General features: G+C 56.0%; 21 protein-coding genes and 1 riboswitch. Of the genes, 8 read left to right on the top strand and 13 right to left on the bottom strand.

The genetic code is table 11. The annotated features are described in order from the left end of the window. From AB5H98_RS08085 to AB5H98_RS08055, 7 genes are all read right to left on the bottom strand, one after another. Positions 1-475 (bottom strand): argininosuccinate synthase domain-containing protein (locus AB5H98_RS08085; protein WP_367925407.1); only part of this gene is annotated, 475 nt, incomplete at its 3' end. 14 nt (positions 476-489) lie between these two features. Further along, positions 490-1212 carry an amino acid ABC transporter ATP-binding protein gene (locus tag AB5H98_RS08080; RefSeq protein WP_367925406.1) on the bottom strand — a complete coding sequence of 241 codons (723 nt, stop codon included), beginning with the start codon at positions 1210-1212 and terminating at the stop codon, positions 490-492. Further along, on the bottom strand, positions 1199-1900 hold the full coding sequence (locus AB5H98_RS08075) for an amino acid ABC transporter permease (protein ID WP_367925405.1): 702 nt from the start codon (positions 1898-1900) through the stop codon (positions 1199-1201). Before AB5H98_RS08075 ends, AB5H98_RS08080 begins: the two co-directional genes overlap by 14 nt. 57 nt (positions 1901-1957) lie before the next feature. Continuing rightward, positions 1958-2812 (bottom strand): ABC transporter substrate-binding protein, encoded by an 855-nt coding sequence (locus tag AB5H98_RS08070; RefSeq protein WP_367925404.1) that lies wholly within the window; start codon positions 2810-2812, stop codon positions 1958-1960. Between the two features lie 297 nt (positions 2813-3109). Beyond that, positions 3110-3742 carry a helix-turn-helix transcriptional regulator gene (locus AB5H98_RS08065; protein WP_367925403.1) on the bottom strand — a complete coding sequence of 211 codons (633 nt, stop codon included), beginning with the start codon at positions 3740-3742 and terminating at the stop codon, positions 3110-3112. 102 nt (positions 3743-3844) lie between these two features. Further along, a complete protein-coding gene (locus tag AB5H98_RS08060) occupies positions 3845-4351 on the bottom strand; it encodes a YcxB family protein (protein ID WP_367925402.1) in 507 nt (168 codons plus the stop codon). A 6-nt stretch (positions 4352-4357) separates the two neighbouring features. Further along, entirely contained in the window at positions 4358-6070 is a 1713-nt protein-coding gene (locus AB5H98_RS08055; RefSeq protein WP_367925401.1) for a M3 family oligoendopeptidase, read from the bottom strand. Between the two features lie 128 nt (positions 6071-6198). Beyond that, positions 6199-6296: riboswitch (THF riboswitch) on the top strand. A gap of 73 nt (positions 6297-6369) precedes the next feature. Between AB5H98_RS08055 and AB5H98_RS08050 the strand changes: the two genes are divergently transcribed. The 3 genes from AB5H98_RS08050 (at position 6370) to AB5H98_RS08040 (ending at position 8874) form a co-directional block, all read left to right on the top strand. Continuing rightward, positions 6370-6924 carry a folate family ECF transporter S component gene (locus tag AB5H98_RS08050; protein ID WP_367925400.1) on the top strand — a complete coding sequence of 185 codons (555 nt, stop codon included), beginning with the start codon at positions 6370-6372 and terminating at the stop codon, positions 6922-6924. A gap of 78 nt (positions 6925-7002) precedes the next feature. After that, a complete protein-coding gene (locus tag AB5H98_RS08045) occupies positions 7003-7902 on the top strand; it encodes a GNAT family N-acetyltransferase (protein WP_367925399.1) in 900 nt (299 codons plus the stop codon). Between the two features lie 183 nt (positions 7903-8085). Next, on the top strand, positions 8086-8874 hold the full coding sequence (locus AB5H98_RS08040) for a peptidoglycan-binding protein (protein WP_367925398.1): 789 nt from the start codon (positions 8086-8088) through the stop codon (positions 8872-8874). Positions 8875-8917: 43 nt separating this feature from the next. Here AB5H98_RS08040 and AB5H98_RS08035 read toward each other — a convergent pair whose 3' ends face one another. Further along, positions 8918-9799, bottom strand: a complete 882-nt coding sequence (locus AB5H98_RS08035) for a polyphosphate kinase 2 family protein (protein ID WP_367925397.1) — start codon at positions 9797-9799, stop codon at positions 8918-8920. A gap of 148 nt (positions 9800-9947) precedes the next feature. Between AB5H98_RS08035 and AB5H98_RS08030 the strand changes: the two genes are divergently transcribed. The 5 genes from AB5H98_RS08030 to AB5H98_RS08010 are packed head-to-tail and all read left to right on the top strand — an operon-like array spanning position 9948 to position 13780. Then, complete coding sequence (locus tag AB5H98_RS08030; RefSeq protein WP_367925396.1) at positions 9948-10652, top strand: carboxymuconolactone decarboxylase family protein; 705 nt, start codon at positions 9948-9950, stop codon at positions 10650-10652. Positions 10653-10669: 17 nt separating this feature from the next. Further along, positions 10670-11092: a cupin domain-containing protein gene (locus tag AB5H98_RS08025; RefSeq protein ID WP_367925395.1), complete on the top strand. Its 423-nt coding sequence runs from the start codon at positions 10670-10672 to the stop codon at positions 11090-11092. Between the two features lie 15 nt (positions 11093-11107). Next, positions 11108-12226: an aldo/keto reductase gene (locus AB5H98_RS08020; RefSeq protein WP_367925394.1), complete on the top strand. Its 1119-nt coding sequence runs from the start codon at positions 11108-11110 to the stop codon at positions 12224-12226. A gap of 11 nt (positions 12227-12237) precedes the next feature. Further along, positions 12238-13386 (top strand): aldo/keto reductase, encoded by a 1149-nt coding sequence (locus AB5H98_RS08015; protein WP_367925393.1) that lies wholly within the window; start codon positions 12238-12240, stop codon positions 13384-13386. 13 nt (positions 13387-13399) lie between these two features. After that, positions 13400-13780: a MerR family transcriptional regulator gene (locus AB5H98_RS08010; protein WP_367925392.1), complete on the top strand. Its 381-nt coding sequence runs from the start codon at positions 13400-13402 to the stop codon at positions 13778-13780. 117 nt (positions 13781-13897) lie between these two features. Here the strand turns inward: AB5H98_RS08010 and AB5H98_RS08005 are convergent, their stop codons facing one another. The 5 genes from AB5H98_RS08005 to AB5H98_RS07985 form a co-directional block, all read right to left on the bottom strand. Further along, on the bottom strand, positions 13898-14698 hold the full coding sequence (locus AB5H98_RS08005; protein ID WP_367925391.1) for a hypothetical protein: 801 nt from the start codon (positions 14696-14698) through the stop codon (positions 13898-13900). Positions 14699-14899: 201 nt separating this feature from the next. Continuing rightward, a complete protein-coding gene (gene dnaJ / locus AB5H98_RS08000; protein WP_367925390.1) occupies positions 14900-16081 on the bottom strand; it encodes a molecular chaperone DnaJ in 1182 nt (393 codons plus the stop codon). Positions 16082-16154: 73 nt separating this feature from the next. Continuing rightward, positions 16155-17999, bottom strand: coding sequence for a molecular chaperone DnaK (gene dnaK, locus AB5H98_RS07995; RefSeq protein ID WP_367925389.1), 1845 nt, complete (start codon positions 17997-17999; stop codon positions 16155-16157). A gap of 85 nt (positions 18000-18084) precedes the next feature. After that, complete coding sequence (locus AB5H98_RS07990; protein WP_367925388.1) at positions 18085-18663, bottom strand: nucleotide exchange factor GrpE; 579 nt, start codon at positions 18661-18663, stop codon at positions 18085-18087. Positions 18664-18668: 5 nt separating this feature from the next. Next, on the bottom strand, positions 18669-19383 hold a 715-nt coding region (locus tag AB5H98_RS07985), incomplete at its 5' end, for an HrcA family transcriptional regulator (RefSeq protein WP_367925387.1).

Raw genomic sequence — 19383 nt, 5'->3', positions numbered from 1 at the left:
CGATCTCCTCGTCACGGCTCTTGATGTCCCACTCCCGCCAGGGGGCGATGATGGGCATGTCGGGCGCATGAGCGCGGATGGCCAGTTCAAAGCGCACCTGGTCGTTGCCCTTGCCGGTGCAGCCGTGGCAGATGGCGTCGCAGCCTTCTTTCTTTGCGATCTCCACCAATTTTTTGCCGATGATGGGGCGGGCGAAGCTGGTGCCCAGCAGATATCCGTCCTCGTACACAGCGCCGGCCTGCAAGGTGGGGAACACGTAATCTTCCACAAATTCATCCACCAGGTCCAACACGTACAGCTTGGACGCACCGGTCTTGAGGGCCTTTTCTTCCAACCCGTCCAGCTCGGTGCCCTGACCCACGTTTGCCGATGCGGCAATGACTTCGCACCCGTAGTTTTCTTTCAGCCAGGGAATGATGATGGATGTATCCAAACCGCCGGAATAAGCCAGCAGCACTTTTTTGTATTGTTTCATAACAAGACGCCTCCTCAAAGCACTTTGGATAGAAAAGATTGAAGCCGGGGATTTTGGGGATGGTCGAAGAATTCGTCCGGTGCGTTCTGCTCCATGACCTGCCCTTCGTCCATGAACAAAACCCGGGTGGCCACCTGGCGGGCAAAGCCCATCTCATGGGTGACGATGACCATGGTCATGCCCTCTTCGGCCACCTCTTTGATCAAGTCCAGCACCTCGCCCACCATCTCGGGGTCGAGCGCGCTGGTGGGCTCGTCGAACAAGAGCACCTCCGGGTCCATGGCCAGCGCCCGCACGATGGCGATGCGCTGTTTCTGCCCGCCGGACAGCCGGCTGGGATAATCCTCCGCTTTATCCCACAGGCCGATGCGCCGCAAAAGCATCTCGGCCTTCTGGTCCGCCTGGGCCTGGTTCTGCAATTTCAGTTCCACCGGCGCCAGGGTGATGTTCTGGCGCACGGTCAAATGGGGAAACAGATTGAAGTGCTGGAACACCATGCCCACGTGGCGGCGCACATCGTTGAGATTGGCGCCCTTGGCGGTGATGTCCTGTCCCTTGTACAAAATCTGGCCGCCGGTGGGCTTTTCCAGAAGGTTCAAGCAGCGCAAAAACGTGGATTTGCCCGAACCTGAGGGTCCGATGATGGCCACTTTTTCTCCTTGGTGGATGGTCTCGGTAATGCCTTTGAGCACGGCCGCGCCGCCGAATTCCTTTTTCAAATCTTTAATTTCGATCACTTTGGGCCAGCCTCCTCTCCACGCGCTTTTGCACCGCGGTGATGGCGATGACCAGCGCCAGGTATACCAGCGCCGCCAGATACAGCGGCACGCTGTTGAAGGTGAGACCGCGGATGCCGTCGGACGCTTTGGTCAGATCCCGCACGGCGATGTAACCGGCCACACTGGTTTCTTTCAGCAAAGCGATGAATTCATTGAACAAAGCGGGAAGGATGTTCTTCACGGCCTGAGGCAGCACGATGCGCCGCATGGTGACCCCGTAGCTGAGCCCCAGACTGCGGCCGGCCTCCATCTGGCCCGGGTCCACAGAGCCGATGCCACTGCGGGCCACCTCGGCCAGATACGCTCCGGAATTGATGCCGAAGCCCACGATGCACACCACCAGTCCGTCGGCACTGGCCAGAGCCACCGTGTATAAAATCAAAAGCTGCACGATCACAGGCGTTCCCCGGATGATGGTGGTGTACAAACTGCACACCTTGCCCACCAGCTTTTGCAAGCCGTTTTTGTTCGGGGCGCACCACACCCGCAGCAGTGCCACCGTGAGCCCGATGACAATGCCGATGGCCAGCGCGCACACCGTGATCAGCAGCGTGTTTCCCAGCCCTTCCAGGTACACCAGCCACCGGTCTTTGTAAAGGGTGGCCTTGTACACATCGTCCATCCATCCGCTTAAAATCTGTTCCAAACCCCGCACCTTCTCTGCACAACGCGGGCGCCGTGCGCCCGCGTCTTGTTTCTTGGCTTATTCTTCCGAAGCCGCCGCCTCGTGTTCGGTCATAGACTGGGCGATGGCGTCCTTATTTTCCGCGATCACCTTGTTGGCCAGTTCCACAAGATCCTCGTGTCCCTTGGCCACTGCCAGAGCGTAGTCCTCCTGCGTGACCATTTCCTCGAGCATTTTCAACTGGCCATCGTAGGTCTTGACCAGACTTGCGGCCGCCACATTGTCCAGCACCGCGGCATCCGCTTTGCCGCTGGCCAGAGCCGAAGCGCACTCCACAGCGTTTTTGAACTGCAAAAGATCCGTCAGCCCCAACTCTTCCTGGGCGTAGATGTCGCCGGTGGTAGTCGCCTGCACCGTGACGGTGTATTCACCGCTCTTGAGCTGCTCTACATCGGTGATCTCGCTGTCCACAGGAAGCAACAGCACCTGCCCCGCCGTGGCGTAGGTGTCGGTGAAGTCCACCTGCTCAGCGCGCTCGGCCGTCACGGTCATGGCCGCGCCGATCATGTCGCCCTTGCCGCTTTTCAGCGCTTCCACCAGCAGATTGAAGTCCATGTCCAGCACTTCGTATTCCACGCCCAATTCGTCTGCGATCATCTGGCCCACATCGATGTCCACGCCCGCAGGCTGTCCGTCGGAACCCAGATACTCAAAGGGCGGGAAACCCGTAGCCGTCATCAACGTGAATACGCCTTTCTCCTTGATGGCGTCCAGCGTGGGCGTCTCGCTCGTAGCCTGAGCCGAAGAACTCTCCGTGGAAGAAGCCGCAGCCGCGCTGGAAGCTTCCGCCGAGCTGCTTTGCCCGGAGCCGCACCCCGTCAGCCCAAACATCATCAAAAACGCACAAACCAATGCAAACTTTTTCATTTTCATAAAACCCCTTTCCTACCCCTCAGGCGATCCGCAGCCGCCTTTTTCTTTGGTGTTGTTTGCATTTTAGTTGAATATTTATTCGTTGTCAATGTATTTTTATGATTTTTGGATATTTTTACAAACAAAGCCCGCCTTTTCCTGATCTACTCAAGCATTTTGTGCATATTTACAACCTATTTTATGAATATATATTCTATACACTTTTGTATTTGCGATTCTTTATACATAAAATATGTATATTAAAACAAAAATGTGCCGCCCGCGCAAAGCGAGCGGCACAAATGCCATTTTTTTGATTCAGCGCTTTTGGAACCAGCGGCGCACCCCAAGGCAAACCGCCCCGTAGCACCCGACCCACAGCCCGGCCTCCAGGGCAAGGCAAAGCAGCACGGCGGAACTGGTGTTCAGAGCAGAAAACACAAACCGCAGCACCGTCATGCCGGCTTGTGCGAACAGCCGGGACGGAACCAGTGCCAGCGCCCACACGCAAAGGGTGTAAAACGTTTTACGGGAAAAGGCCGTTTCGCCCCGGCCGCGGCCCGCCTCAAAAGCCAGCACCGCCAGCAGCGAAACCGCCGAAGCCGGCAGCGCCAGACTTTCCGCATCGCCCAGGCTCAAAGGCCCCACGCCGCCCACTGCGCACAGAAAGCTTAGGCCCCAGGCCACGGCCGCGCCCACAGCCAGCGCCACACCGGCCCACTGGAAAATCGGCCGGCGGGACGGATGCGATAGAGCCTGCAGGCCCAAAAGCCCATCCACGGACACCCCATACAATTTGCTCAAAGCCACCAGTTTGTCCACGTCCGGCGTGCTCTGGCCGGTCTCCCACTTGCTCACTGCCTGCCGGGAGACCCCCAATTGCTGAGCCAATTTTTCCTGGGAGAGGCCGGCTTTCTCCCGCAATTCCAACAAATTCTGTTCCAAGGACATATGCGTTCCCCCCTGTTCTGGGTCTATGGTACAAAAAAGCCGCGCCTTTTGTCCACCAGGCGCGGCTTGCACTTGCGCAACTTGCAGTTGCAAATCATTTTTTCAGCGCATATTGGGCGCTTTGTGACGCAAAAAGGTGGCAAACCCTTCCACGTCGCCCACAGCAAATCCGGCTTTATCCAACGCATAGCAGTTTCCCCGGTCTGTGTACAGGAAGAAAAAGTGTTGCGTTTCCACCCAGCGCACGATGTGGCCGTACCCCATGTGGTCCGGAGTGCAGGGAGCGGAGATTTGATTCACCGTAAATCCGTCTTCGTAAAACTGAACCAGCAGGCGCATATCTTCGCCGAACAAAGCGTGGTATTTGTGGGTCTGGCGCGCCAGGTAGATGGCCGGCGCCATGGTGCCCAAAACGAACAGCACCACGCCCAGCACAAAAAACACCACCGCGTGCGCGACGGCGCCCTTTGACAAAAGGCCGCCGCCCACGCCCAAAAGGCCCAGTCCGCCCAGGATGAGAAGGATGCGATCCCCCTTGTGCGCCACCGAAAAAATCTCCTGTGTGGCTTGCTTACTCCAAATGGCAGTATTTCCGAACAAAGGCTGCATGGTTGCTCACTCCTTGTCCGCCTGCTGCAAAGTCCGGTCCTGCGCTTCGATCCAATCGGCCACTTCGCCGCCCAGACGGCGCATGGTGCCGTCCTGGAAGGGGCTGTCAAAACCTGCGGCCGCCACAAGGCCCGGATAGCTCACGGTGCCGGCCTTTTCCACCAGGGCCAGATACCGGTTCCAGGCATCTTTTTTGTCTTTCAAAAAAGAGGTGAAAAATTGCAGTGCCACCGTTTGGGCCAGACAATAATCCAAATAATAGAACGGGATTTCATAGATGTGCAGTTGCCGCTGCCAGCCTGCGCCTCGTCCGTAGAAAGGCAAGTCAGCGAAGTCCAGCCAGGGGCGGAACTCTTTTTCCAACTTTGCCCAGGTCTCGTTGCGCTGAGCAGGGGTCATATCGGGATTGGCGTACACAATGTGCTGGAACTCGTCCACCATGGTGCCGTAGGGCAAAAAGTAGATGGCGTCCTCTGCATGGGCCAGCTCGTACCGGTCGGTGTCGGACCCGAAGAACAGATGATGGTAATCCCCGGTCAAGAACTCCATGGACATGGAGTGGATCTCACAGCTTTCCATACCGGCCTCTTCCAAAATGGCAGGCAGCTCTTTTTTCGCAGCTACCCAGGCGGCGAAGGCGTGACCGGCCTCATGGGTCAGCACATCCACGTCGTCGGAAGTGGCGTTGAAGTTGGAGAAAATGAAAGGCAGTTTGTAGTCGGGCAGATAGGTGCAATAGCCGCCGGGCGCTTTGCCGGGTTTGGACAGCACGTCAAAGCATTCGGACTCGAACATGTCCCGAATGAACGCGGCGGTCTCGGGGCTGAGCTCCTCGTACATTTTGCGGCCCGCAGCCAAAATCTCGTCGGGCGTGCCCTTCGGAGCGGGGTTGCCCTGGGGAAAGCAGAATCCGTCGTCGTAGAATTTGGGGTCCTGAACGCCGGTGCGCTTGTGCTGCAGCGCCTTGAGGCGGGTGACCACAGGCACGATGTCCCGTTTGACAGACGCCCGGTAGGCAGCCATATCCTCGAGGGTATACCCGATGCGCCGCATGCGGATGGCGCCCAGTGGGATGAAGTTCTCGTATCCCATGACGCGAGCCTGCTGGGTGCGGTTTTTCACCAGTTTGTCGTACAGCTCGTCCAATTCTTCCCGATGGCTGTCGAACCAAGCGCCCTCGGCCTCGTATGCGGCCTTGCGCACGGCCCGGTCGGGATTCATTTTGTAAGGGGCCATCTGGCTCACGGTCAGCACTTTGCCGTCAAAGGGGATCTGAGCCGAAGCATACAGCTTCTGATAAGCCGTGGTCAGACGATTCTCCTCGGCCATCAAATCCAGCACTTCGGGCGTCTGGCTCTTCACATCGATCTCCATTTTTTCGAACACCATGGAGCCCAGTTTTTGCTCCATCTCGCCTCGGAACGGCGAAGCCAGCAGCGCCTTGTACACTTCCAATTGCCGGTCTGCCAGCACGGGGCCGTTTTCGTCGTAGAACTCGCGCTCTTTTTCATAAAAAGCATCCCGGGTGTCCACGGTGTGGCGGATCTCCGCCAAGGTGGCCATGGTGGAAACATGGCGGCACAGCGTATCGAAGCTGGCATACAAATCGAGCTGCGCGTCAGCGCTGTCCGCTGTTTCGATTTGCTGGCGCAGCCAAGAGAGCGCCTCCAGTGTTTCGTCCAAATTCGGCCGGGTGTATTGCATTTCACTGAATTTCATGATTTTGTCTCCTTATCTTGAAATCTCTCTTATTTTAGCATGTGCGGGCGGATGTGGGAAGATGTATTTTTTCAGACAGCATTCGACTCTTGCAACCGCTATGGCCGCCTGCTATAATAGGGTGCGAACGCAGAGTAGAGGCCTGCGCGTTAAGTGCCGTTCCGACGGGGAGTTGCGGAGCGGACGAAAAGCACCGCTTGCGGTGCAGGTCTCGCATCCCGCTGCTGCATACCGGAATCGAAGGGCGGGCCCCCTTTTGTCTCCTTTATGCGGCAACAATGCATAAAGGAGGTTTTTTTATGCCTGAAAAAAGCACATCTTATTCTCTAGCCCGCCGGTTGCGGGAAGGCCTGGAAGAAATACACCGCCTGTCCAGCATGGTGGGCACCGCCATGTTGGCCGCTTTGCACCTGGTTTTGAACCAATTCACCTTTGCCGTGAGCCAGTTTTTGGAGATTGGATTCACGTTTCTTGCCACTGCCTCGGCCGCGTATTTGTACGGACCGTGGCTGGCGGGGCTGATGGGCATTGTAGCGGACACACTGGGTTACTTTTTGCGTCCCAACGGCACGTATTTTCCGGGTTGGACGCTGAATGAATTTTTGATCGGTTTTTTGTACGGCTGCTGGCTGTATAAAAAGCCCGTGACCTTGTGGCGCACCTTTGCAGCATGTCTTTCGGTGGTACTGGTGATCAACTTGTGCCTGACGCCTTTGTGGCTGCATCTGGTGTACGGCAATGCGTTTGCGATCACAGGGATACGCCTTATAAAAAATGTGATCAAGCTGCCTGTGGACACGCTTTTGCTTTACACGCTTTTGAAGGCGATTCAATCCCGCCGAAATTTAAAATAACACGCAAGCGCAAAATTCGCATTGTGAGGACCCGCAGCGTTCACGGTTTCTCTTGCGCTTTACAAAAGCGGAGGTCTTATGGAATATCAAATCATCAAGCAGATCCGCGAGCATCCGATTTTGCGAAAAAGCTTTATGGATTTGGCGGTTGAAGTTTTCGATTTGTCCTTTGCGCAGTGGTATCGCCAAGGCTTTTGGACGGACAAATACATCCCCTACGCGCTCATTTCGCACGACCGGGTGATTGCAAACGCCTCTGTGAGCATCATGGACTTCTCATGGCAAGGCGTTCCCAAACGATACATCCAAATCGGTACCGTTATGACGGCGCCGGAATACCGCAACCAGGGACATTGCGCACGATTGATGCGGGAAATTCTCTCGGACTGGAAGGACCGGTGCGACTGCATTTATCTTTTTGCGAACGATACCGCGCTGGAGTTCTACCCGCAATTTGGGTTTGTGCCAGCGCAAGAATACCAATATACCCTTTTGGCGCCGACGCTTTGCCCCAAAGAGAATGACTTTATAAAACTGGATATGTGCCAAGAGGATAGCCGGGCAATCGTAAAGCATTGCTATCAAAAGTCGAACCCGTTTTCCGCATGGACGATGTCGAACAACTATGAGCTTGTGATGTTCTACTGCGGGGATTTTTTGAAAGACTGCTGCTGGTTTTCCGGCCCCTATGAGGTATATTATTCGAAAAAGCTCGATACCGTATGTATCGTTGCACGGGAAAATGAAGTTTTGCGCTGTCTGGATGTTTTTGGGCACCCCAACTGCACACTGACCGAAATTCTTTCGAATTTTGCCCGGCCTGCAATCCAATCCATTGCCTTGGAGTTTTGCCCCAAACAAAAAAACGGATGCCAATGCGCGCCATTGGACAGCGAGGATACGCTTTTCCTTTTAAAGGGCAAAGAAAATCTGTTTGCAGAACACAAGATGATGTTTCCGACTCTTTCGCACGCTTGAATATAGGCCGAACTTTTCAAAAAGTATCAGACCGGCGTCTTTTTTGCGGCGTTTACAACAGCCGCAAAGAAGGCGCTTTCTTTGTTTTTAACAATAGCCATCACACACTCTCCTTGCCTTTCGCATAGCATGAGACAGGGCGCGGCGTTTTGCTGTGCCCAGAAAAAAAGGAGGGTTTTGTTTATGACACAAACCATGGAAACATCCGGCCCGGTCTATCCCGGCCGTGTTTTGCAAATCGGCTCATCCGGCAGCGAAGTGGCCCGTATGCAGAGTTATCTCAACGCTTTGCAGAAAGCGGGATACCCCACGCTGAAAACACTGGTGGTGGACGGCCAGTACGGGTCCGGCACAGCCAACACCGTCAAACAGTTCCAGGCTCTGAAGGGTCTTTCCATCGACGGAAAGATCGGCCCCACCACATGGAATTCCATTGTGGCGGCCTACAACGCTGTGTACCACGGCAGCGCAGACACCTGGCCCGGCATTACTCTGCGTCCCGGCTCCACCGGTCAGGACGTGCGCCACATGCAAATGCTGCTCAATCAAGTGGCCACTTTGTATCCGGGCATCAACAAGCAGACCGTGGACGGCCAGTACGGCCAGAACATGACCGACGCCGTGCGCCGGTTCCAGAGCCAGTTCGGCCTGAGTTCGGACGGCATGCTGGGCAAAAACACCTGGAACGCCGTGGTCTCCGTGCAGACCGCCGAGGGCTCGTCCAATCCCACCAAGGTGACAACGCCCTATTCAGGCACCGCCATGCGAACGGGTTCTTCGGGCGATTATGTGCGCTTTTTGCAGAGCTATTTAAACGCTCTGGGCGCAAAACTGACCGTAGATGGCCAGTTCGGCACAGCTACCAACCGAGCCACGCAGCAGTTCCAGGCCAAAATGGGCCTGCCCATCGACGGTGTCGTGGGAAGCGCCACCTGGGCAAAACTGATTCCTGCATTCAACAACACGCTGTAACAGCACTTTGCCCCGGGCCAAAAGGCCCGGGGCAAATGTTTTTTCAGGATTCTTTTTCCAAAAGTTCTTTGCAGGCGGCCAAATCTTTTTGCCGCTCTTCCGGCAGTTCCGGATACTCGGGGTCTGCCTGTTCCAGCACCTCACGCACCACCTGGGAGACCAAAAACCGCGCGTACCATTTCTGATCCGCCGGGATCACATACCAGGGGCTGTGTCCCGTGGCCGTCTCGTTGACCGCTTTTTCATAGGCTTCCATGTACTCGTCCCAATGGGCCCGTTCTTTCAAATCGCTCTCAGAGAACTTCCAGTTTTTCTCCGGAATGTCAATGCGTTCCAAAAAGCGCTGTTTTTGCTTGTCCCGGGACACATTCAAAAAGATTTTTACCACTCGATAGCTGTTTTCGTACAAATATTCCTCAAAGTCTCGGATCTGTTTGTATCTCTTTTCAAAAAAAGCCTTGTCGGGCACGTCAACGCATCTTTGTGCCATGGCGTAACCTTTCTGCATACGGTGCACACGCACCACCAGTACATCCTCGTAATAAGACCGGTTAAAAATGGCGATTTTGCCGCGCTCAGGCAGCGCCCGGTGCGCCCGCCACAAATAGTCGTGGCGCAGTTCCTCGCTGGTGGGCTGCTTAAAGCTGACCACGTCCACCCCCTGCGGATTCACGCCCCGCATCACGTGCTTGATGGTGCTGTCCTTGCCCGCCGCGTCCATGGCCTGCAAAATCACCACAATGCCCTCTTTGCCGGCAGCGTACAGCTTATCCTGCAAAGAGGCAATGCATGCCAGGTTTTTTTGCGTGTCGGCAATACAGCGCGCTTTGTCCTTTTTGGAGAGCCCTTCCTCCCACGCACCCGCGGGCAGCTCTTTCAATTCCAATTTTCGTTTTCCGTCAAAGCAATAATCCCGCAGTCCCATGGGTACCGCCTCCTTTTTTTCTTAGTATACCACTGTTTTAAAGAAAAGTGCGCCCGGCGGGAGATTTTTTTGAAAAACACTTGACTTGGAGTTTGCTCCAAGGTATACAGTAAAGACAGAGACGTTGTGTAAAACGGAGGGATGATTTATGGGCGAAGATTTCAAACAGACCGACCCGGAATTTTGTGCGTTTTTTGAAGATTTTGCCCGGCATCAGGCACCCGAGCAATGCGGGCTGCCGCAGTCGGTACGTTTTTTGGTGCTTTTGGCGGGACTTGCGGGCTGTTGCGGGCCGGATTTGTATGCCGAAGTGCTAAACGCGGCGCTGACCGCAGGTCTCAGTCCGGTGCAGACCCGGGAGATTCTGTATCAGACGGTGCCATACGCAGGTTATGCGCGGGTGCAGCCTTTGTTTGCAGCGGCCACCGAGGTGCTGCGCAACCGTGGTGTGGCACTGCCGCTGCCTTCCCAGAGCACCACTACCCCTGCAACCCGCTTTGAAAAAGGACTGGCTGTACAAAAACAACTGTTTGGCGCTCAGTCCATTGAGTCCATGCGGGCCGCGGCCGACCAGGCGCAGCGCCCCATTCAGGACTTTCTGTCCGCCAACTGTTTTGGCGACTATTACACCCGGACCGGGCTGGACGCAAAGCAGCGGGAACTGGTCACGTTCTCGGTGCTGGCGGCACTGGGCGGATGTGAACCGCAACTGACGGCTCACGCCCGGGCCAACCTGGACGCAGGCAACGATTACGAAACGCTGATGGGGGCTGTCGTTGCGCTGGTGCCCTACATTGGGTATCCCCGCAGTTTGAATGCCATTCGATGCATTGCGCAGGCCGTCAACGGCTGAACAAAGGAGGAACCGTTATGAACGCCAAAGAAATCCAAAACGAGCTGGGCCCGGGCGCCGTATTTCCGGTCGGGGAAGAAAACACGGCCTTTGCCCAATACTTTGTAGGCACAAGTTATCTGAACATGCTGACGACGCAAGGAGTGGGCGTGGGCAACGTGACATTTGAACCGGGCTGCCGCAACAATTGGCACATTCATCATAAGGGCGGGCAGATTCTTCTGGTCACCGCGGGCCGGGGCTGGTATCAGGAGTGGGGAAAACCCGCCCGCGCACTGCGCGCCGGAGACGTTGTGAACATTCCGCCCGAAGTAAAGCATTGGCACGGGGCAGCCAAGGACGCGTGGTTTCAGCATCTGGCGCTGGAAGTACCCGCCGAGGGCGCATCCAACGAGTGGCTGGAGCCTGTGGATGCAACCGCCTACGAACAACTTGTCTGAAAGGAGATACGCAGCATGAAACAGCTTGGATTCGGTATGATGCGCCTTCCCCTGCAGCCGGGCGGCGAAAACAAAGATGTAGACATCGCGCAGGTATGCGCCATGGCGGATGAATTTTTAAAGCAGGGCTTTACTTATTTTGACACTGCTTATTTTTATCACGGCGGCAACAGCGAAAACGTTGTGCGGCAGGTTCTGACCGAACGCTATCCCCGCGACGCATTTGTGTTGGCGGACAAGCTTCCCGTGGTGTCGCTGCGCGAAAGCGCGGACCAGGTCCGCATTTTCAAAGAACAACTGGACAAATGCGGCGTGGAGTATTTTGATTACTATTTGCTGCACAGCATGAATGCGGCCTATTACGATAAAGTGTGCCGGCTGGATAGTTTTGGTTTTCTGCGAGAGAAAAAGGAGCAGGGCCTTATCCGCCATCTGGGCTTTTCTTTTCACGACAGCGCAGATGTGCTGGACCGCATTCTGACCGACCATCCGGAAGTGGATTTTGTACAGTTGCAGATCAATTATCTGGACTGGGAGGACGCCTCGGTCCAGTCGCGGCTTTGTTATGAGACCGCTGCTCGTCACGGCAAACCCGTGATGGTGATGGAGCCGGTGAAGGGGGGTACCCTTGCCAGTCTGCCCGCCGAGGTGCAGGCGGAATTGGACAAAGTGCATCCGGACTGGAGCGCACCGGCCTGGGCTCTGCGTTTTGCCGCAGGGCTTGAACATGTGCATATGGTGCTCAGCGGAATGACCACGCCCCAGCATCTGGCGGAGAACATGGCCACTCTGGCACAGCCCTGCGCACTGAATGAGCGCGAGCGCAAGGCGTTGGAAACGGCGGCGGCTATGCTGCGGCAGAGTTCGGCCATTCCCTGCACGTCCTGCCGCTATTGCGTAGACGGATGTCCGGTTCACATTCCCATTCCCCGCTATTTTGAGCTGTACAATGCGGATGTGCGCACACACGGAGCCACGTTGGCTACCCATCAGGCTTATTACGACGCCTACGGCAAAGGTCTGGGCAAAGCGTCCGATTGCATCGGCTGCGGGGCCTGTGCCCGGGTATGCCCTCAGCACATTCCCATTCCCGAGCGTTTGAAGGACGTGGCCAAACGCTTTGAAACAGACTGAGGAGGATGGTTATGAACTACCGTGAACTGGGCCGAACCGGCCTTATGGTCAGCGAGATCGGTCTGGGATGCGAAGGATTGGTGGACCATGACGGCGCTCTGGTGGGACCGCTTATGGATGCGGCAGAAAGTGCCGGCATCAATTGTCTGGATTTGTATTCGCCGGACCCGAAAATGCGCAGTCAGCTTGGAAAGGCGCTGAAAGGGCGCCGCAACCGCTTTGTACTGCAAGCGCACTTGTGTACGGTTTGGAAAGATGACCAGTACAAGCGCACCCGGGACATCACCGAGGTGAAAGCGGGTTTTGAGGACCTTTTGTCCCGTCTTGAGACCAATCACATTGAAATCGGCATGATCCATTATGTGGATTCTCTTTCGGACTGGGAAGCCGTGAAAAATGGACCGGTGATGGCGTATGCGCAAACGCTGAAAAGCGAGGGACGGATCGGTTGTATCGGACTGTCCAGTCACAATCCTGAAGCGGCAATCGCAGCCGTCGAAAGCGGACGGATCGACGTGCTGATGTTCAGCGTGAATCCCTGCTACGATCTTCAGCCTGCGGGCGAGGACTGCGAAGCGCTGTGGAGCAGCGCAAACTACGAAAAGCCCTTGACCAACATGGACCCTCAGCGGGCGGCCCTGTACGAGTTGTGCGAGCGCAAAGGCGTGGGCATCACGGTGATGAAGGCCTTCGGCGGCGGCGATCTTTTGAACGAAAAGCTGTCGCCTGCCGGGCGTGCGCTGACTGCATGTCAGTGTCTTCACTACGCCCTTACCCGGCCCGCGGTTGCTTCGGTGATGGTGGGTGCGCACACTTTGGAAGAGTTGAACGCCAGCCTTTCGTATGAAACTGCAAGCGACGAAGAGCGGGACTATGCCGCGGCCCTTGCGAGTTTCCCCAAAATTAGCTGGGTCGGCCATTGTATGTACTGTGGCCACTGCGCACCTTGTCCCCAGGGCATCGACGTTGCCAGCGTGACAAAATTTTTGAATCTGGCACGGGCGCAGGGCCGGGTCCCGGAAACCGTGCGGGAACACTATGCCGTTTTGCCGCATAAGGCAGATGAATGCATCGGCTGTGGCGCCTGCACCGGCCGCTGTCCGTTCGGAGTGGACGCCGTTGCCAACATGTCCGAAGCCGCCCGCGTGTTTGGGCGCTGAGAGGAGGGACACCATGACCATTGCTCAGGTGAGTCAAAAATACGATATCTCCTCGGACACTCTGCGCTATTACGAGCGCATTGGACTGATTCCGCCGGTGCACCGCAGTGCAAGCGGCATCCGGGATTACGATGAAACCGACTGCGGCTGGGTGGAATTCATCAAGTGCATGCGGGCGGCGGGGCTGCCCATTGAGGCCTTGATCGAGTACGTGGCCCTGTTCCAGCAGGGGGACCAAACCGTGCCCGCCCGCAAGGCGCTTTTGCTGGAACAGCGGGAAGAATTGGCACGCCGGGTGGCCGAGATGCAGGCCGTGCTGGAGCGGCTTGATAAAAAAATACAGGTGTATGACGAAAAATGCTTGGCTGTTGAACGGCGTTTGCGCCGAAAATAAACAGATACCGATTTTTCGAAATCAAAACGGCATAGCCACAGGCTATGCCGTTTTTTGCTTGTGAAACGGTTCCGTCGCTTGGCGCCCGGCGTATTTTGCCAGAGCGGTTGTTCAAATTCAACTCAATTTCACAAACCAGTCCGTATTTTCAGACGCAACGATATCGCTTTCTGCGTCTTGCACCACCTTTTCCAAAAAATAAGAAAACATTATTTCTGGAATGTATAAATATTTCGGAGTAAGTTCTTTATATTTTTTGGGCATAAAATAGCCCAATGTAAATTCGTATGTTTCACCGGGGTCCAAAAAAACATAAGAAATGGCGTCTATATCTTCTTTTTGTTCCGCCGTTATATCATCTCTGTATCCATGTGTGCTTGACACTACATCTTCTTCGGCATCGTCATTTTTGGGAAATGCGAAAACCCGCATATTTCCAACCGTAAAGTTTATTGGGTCCTTGGTCAGATTTTTGACTGCAATTTTGAGCATCAGACAGGTACTGTCCTCATTTAATTCGCCGTTTTCGGTGAATTCGCCTGTTTCGGACCCCCAGTCGGGAACGGTGAACCCATTTTTGACAAAATCTGCGGTTGAGTCTTGGTACCCCGCATAGTCCACCCTGATTGCGATTTTATCTCGTATCGAAAAAAAGTTTCCTGTGGGTTTAAGATGTTCCGCAGAGAACTGGATAGGTGTTCCCTTTATTTTTTCGTTCACCTTATCAAGATCAACTTCCGAAATGTCATACCCTTCTTTTTGATTCGCGTCATCTGTTGCTATGGACGTACTGGACGAAACTGAACTTGAATAAGCAACCGACGCGGAGTTCGATGTTGAACCCGCTTGTCCACAAGCGCTGAAGGCGAATATGACTAGTAAAATGGAGGCCGCCCATTTTGTCCTTTTGTTTGTCATTGCTCATTCATCCTTTCAAAAGATGTTTTTCCTTCGTCATTGTAGCAATCTTGTGGGACAAGGAGATGTATTTTTTCTCTAAATTGCGATTTATGCACTTAAAAAGGCGACGAGCAGACAAAAAACAGGGCGGCATGACCTTTGAGCCATGCCGCCCTGCAACATTCTTATGTGAGCGCGCCTTTGAAAGGCTCGCCCTTTTTAGTCTTTTCCGCCGAACTTGTCGCGCAGGGATTTGAAAAAGCCTTTGCGCTGTTCGTAGTTTTCTTCTTTCAGGCTGTCCTCGAAGTTCTTCAGCGCCTCGCGCTGGACCCGTGTCAGCTTTTTGGGGATCTCCACCACCACGTGGACGTACTGGTCGCCGTGGCCCCGTCCGTTCACGTACTGGATGCCCTTGCCCCGCAGCCGGAAGGTCGTGCCGGACTGCGTGCCCTCGGGCACGGTATACTGCACCTTGCCGTCGATGGTGGGCACCACCACATCCGCGCCCAAAACCGCCTGGCTGTAAGTGATGGGCACGGTCACATGTACGTCGTAGCGGTCGCGCTCGAACATGGCGTCCGGCCGCACGGTGATGATGACGATCAAATCACCCGCAGGACCGCCGTTCTGACCTGCATCGCCCAGGCCCGCCAGACGCAGGCTCTGGTCGTCGTCAATGCCGGCAGGCACAGTCACTTCTACGCGCTTAGTGCTGGACACCTTGCCCGACCCATGACATTTTGTGCAGGGCGTCTTGATGATTTTTCCCTTTCCGCCGCATTTGCGACAGGGCTGAGAGGACTGCATCACGCCAAAAGGCGTGCGCTGCTGCACGGTCACAAAGCCCGTGCCGCGGCAGTCCGGACAGGTCTCGGGGCTGGTGCCCTTGGCTGCGCCGGTACCACCGCACTCAGGACATACATCCTGCCGGTTCACCGAAACGGTTTTGGTGCAGCCGTGCACGGCTTCCATAAAGCTCAGCACCAGGCTGACGCGGATGTCTGCACCGCGCCGGGGCTGGTTGGGGTTTGCCCGGCGCTGACCGCCGCCAAATCCGCCGAAACCGCCGCCAAACATGGAGCCCAGAATGTCGTCCAAATCGATGCCGCCGCCAAATCCGCCGCCGAAACCGCCACCGAATCCGCCGGCTCCGGCACCTGCACCATAGTTGGGGTCCACACCCGCATGACCAAACTGGTCATACCGGGCCTTTTTATCCTTATCGCTGAGCACCTCGTAGGCCTCGCCCACCTCTTTGAACTTTTCCTCGGCGGTTTTGTCACCGGGGTTCAGGTCCGGGTGGTACTTTTTCGCCAGCTTGCGGTACGCCTTTTTGATCTCGTCGTCCGAAGCAGTCCGGGGAACGCCCAAAACCTCATAATAATCGCGTTTCTCTGCCATACTTTCTCTCCCTCGTCCTCACGGCACAAGGGCGCGCAGCCACGCCGCCCGCCCTTGTTGTGAGAGATATGGTTTAGACTTCTTTGTAATCGGCGTCTACGACGTTGTCATCGCCCTTGCCGCCGTTGCCGCTGTTGCCGCCCATGTCCGGGCCGGCTGCGTTGCCCGCAGCCTGCTGAGCCGCCGCAGCTTCCTTGTACACCTTCTCGCTCACAGCGTAGAACGCTTTCTGCAGTTCTTCCTGTTTTGCCTTGATGGCGTTGATATCGGAACCTTTCAGCGCTTCTTTCAGCGCATCCAGTTTGGCATTGATGTCCGCCTTCTCATCGGCAGTTACTTTGTCGCCCAGCTCATTGAGAGCCTTTTCGGTGGTGAACACCATCTGGTCGGCCGCGTTGCGGGCGTCCACTTCTTCACGTTTCTGCTTGTCTTCGGCCGCATAGCGCTCGGCTTCTTTCACAGCCTTCTCCACGTCCTCTTTGCTCATGTTGGTGGAAGAGGTGATGGTGATGTGCTGCTCCTTGCCGGTGCCCAGGTCCTTTGCGGACACGTTCACGATGCCGTTTGCGTCAATGTCGAAGGTGACTTCGATCTGAGGCACGCCACGGGGAGCCGGGGCGATGCCGTCCAGATGGAAGGTACCCAGAGACTTGTTGTCGCGGGCAAACTCACGCTCGCCCTGAAGCACGTTGACTTCAACCGACGGCTGGTTGTCGGCCGCGGTAGAGAAGATTTGGCTCTTCTTGGTAGGAATGGTGGTGTTGCGCTCAATGATGCGGGTGCACACGCCGCCCATGGTCTCGATGCCCAGGCTCAGCGGAGTCACGTCCAGCAGCAGCATGCCCTTGACGTCGCCGCCCAGCACGCCGCCCTGGATGGCCGCGCCGATGGCCACGCACTCATCCGGGTTGATGCCCTTGGAAGGCTCGGTGTGCATGAAGTTCTTGACCGCTTCCTGCACAGCGGGGATACGGGTGGAACCACCCACCAGCAACACCTTGTTCAAATCGCCGGGGTTCAGGCCGGCGTCCTTCAAAGCCTGACGAGTCGGGCCCATGGTGCGCTCCACCAGGTCCGCAGTCAGCTCGTTGAATTTCGCTCTGGTCAGCGTGGTGTCCAGATGTTTCGGGCCGGTTGCGTCCGCGGTGATGAACGGCAGGTTGATGGCGGTAGAAGCCACACCGGACAGTTCGATCTTCGCTTTCTCAGCAGCCTCTTTCAGGCGCTGTGCCGCCATTTTATCCTGGCGCAGGTCCACGCCGTTTTCTTTCTGGAACTCATCGGCCAGCCAGTCGATGATGCGTTTATCAAAGTCGTCGCCGCCCAGGTGGGTATCGCCGGCCGTAGCCAGAACCTCGGTCACGCCGTCGCCCATCTCGATGATGGACACATCGAACGTGCCGCCGCCCAGGTCATAGACCATGATTTTCTGGTCTTCTTCTTTGTCCACGCCGTAAGCCAGAGCTGCCGCCGTGGGCTCGTTGATGATACGTTTTACGTCCAGACCCGCAATGGCGCCGGCGTCTTTTGTTGCCTGACGCTGGGAGTCGTTGAAGTACGCAGGAACGGTGATGACCGCTTCCGTGACCTTCTCGCCCAGATAGCTCTCGGCGTCGGCTTTCAGCTTAGACAGGATCATGGCGCTGATTTCTTGCGGAGTGTACTTTTTACCGTCGATCTCCACTTTGTAATCGGTGCCCATGTGACGTTTGATGGATGCAATGGTGCGGTCGGGGTTGGTGATGGCCTGACGTTTTGCCACCTGACCTACCAGACGCTCACCTGTTTTGGTGAAGCCCACCACACTCGGGGTGGTGCGAGCGCCCTCGGCGTTCGCAATAACAACGGGCTCGCCGCCCTCAATGACGGATACACAGCTATTGGTCGTACCCAAGTCGATACCAATGATTTTTCCCATAAATAATCGCTCCTCTTTTTATTGCAAATCAGTTTGGAATGTTCTTTCAAAATTTATGCAAAAAGCGCTTTGCGCTCTCAGCAGTTTATTGTGCAACGGCCACCGCTGCATGACGGATGACCTTGCCGTTGTAAGTGTAGCCTTTTTGCAGAACCTGCACCACTGTGCCGCTCTCCACACCTTCGGGTGCGGCCTGCTGCATCACAGCGGCGTGCAGCTCTGGATCAAAAGGTTTGTCCTGAGCTTCGATCTCCTCGACGCCCATGGCGGTGAAGGCTGCGTTCGCTTTCTCCAGCGTCATCAGCACACCTTTTTTATAACTCTCGTCGGCAGTCTGCGCGTTTGCAGCCAAAGCCAACGTATCCAAAACGCCCAGCAGCTTTTCCACCGCGAAGCTGACGCCGTTTCCGAAGGCCGCGTCCTTTTCTTTGGCGCTGCGCTTGCGGAAGTTGTCGTACTCGGCAGCGGTTCGCAGCAGTGTGTCCTTTGCCTCAGCCAATTCCTTGGCGGCCTTTTCCATCTGCTCTTTCACCGCGGCCAGCTCCGCCTGCGGATCCTGCGGCTGCTCAGGCTCCGTTTGTTCCGTCTGCTGTTCGGTATTCTCAGCCTGTGCGTTCACTTTTTTCTCTTTTTCCTTTTTTTCTTTTTTCTCTTTATCTGCCATGTTGGCTACTCCTCCTTGCGCGGGCCGTGTTCAGTTTTACCCGACATGCACTGACCCAGCAGCAACGCAAAATATTCAAGTCTCGGAATCACTTCCCGGTACCGCATGCGGGTGGGTCCCACAATGCCAATGGCACCGGTCAATCCGCCGCCTGCCACGTACCGCTTTGATAAGATGCACACGCCCGGCATCCGGTACTCCGGCATCTCATCGCCCAAAAGGACCGTGGTCCGCTCGGACTTGGGACTGATAAAGCGTTTGACCGCTTCTTCATCCCCAAAGAACTCCATCAGAGTGCGCAGGCATTCTTCCTGGGGACTGTATCCCAGTACGTTCTGCTGGCCTTCCAGATAGACATTGGGCCGTCCGGCCTCTTTCAGCAGAGTATACGCCGCGCTGATGACCGGATAGAACACCGCGCCTCCGGCGCCCATGCTCTCGGCCGCAGCGTGCAGCAAAGGCTGACTTACATCGGCCGCGCTGCGGAATGTCAGATGCTCGTTCAGCGTCTGTGCCAGCCGTTCGGCATCTCCCGGCCGCAGTTCAAAATCCAGCTTTGCCGTGCGCGTGCGAACGCCGCCCGCACCGGTCACCGCCAACACCGCCGCTGTGTATCGGCCCACCTGCATCACCTCAAAGTGGGCAATGCACATGTCCTCGCTCTTGGGCGTGGTGGCCACCACAGTGTAACCCGTCCAGTCCGCCAAAGCCCGCGCCGCG

Source organism: uncultured Ruthenibacterium sp. (assembly GCF_963558415.1).
Classification (GTDB): Bacteria; Bacillota; Clostridia; order Oscillospirales; family Ruminococcaceae; genus Ruthenibacterium.
This window is presented reverse-complemented; position numbering and strand designations above follow the sequence as displayed.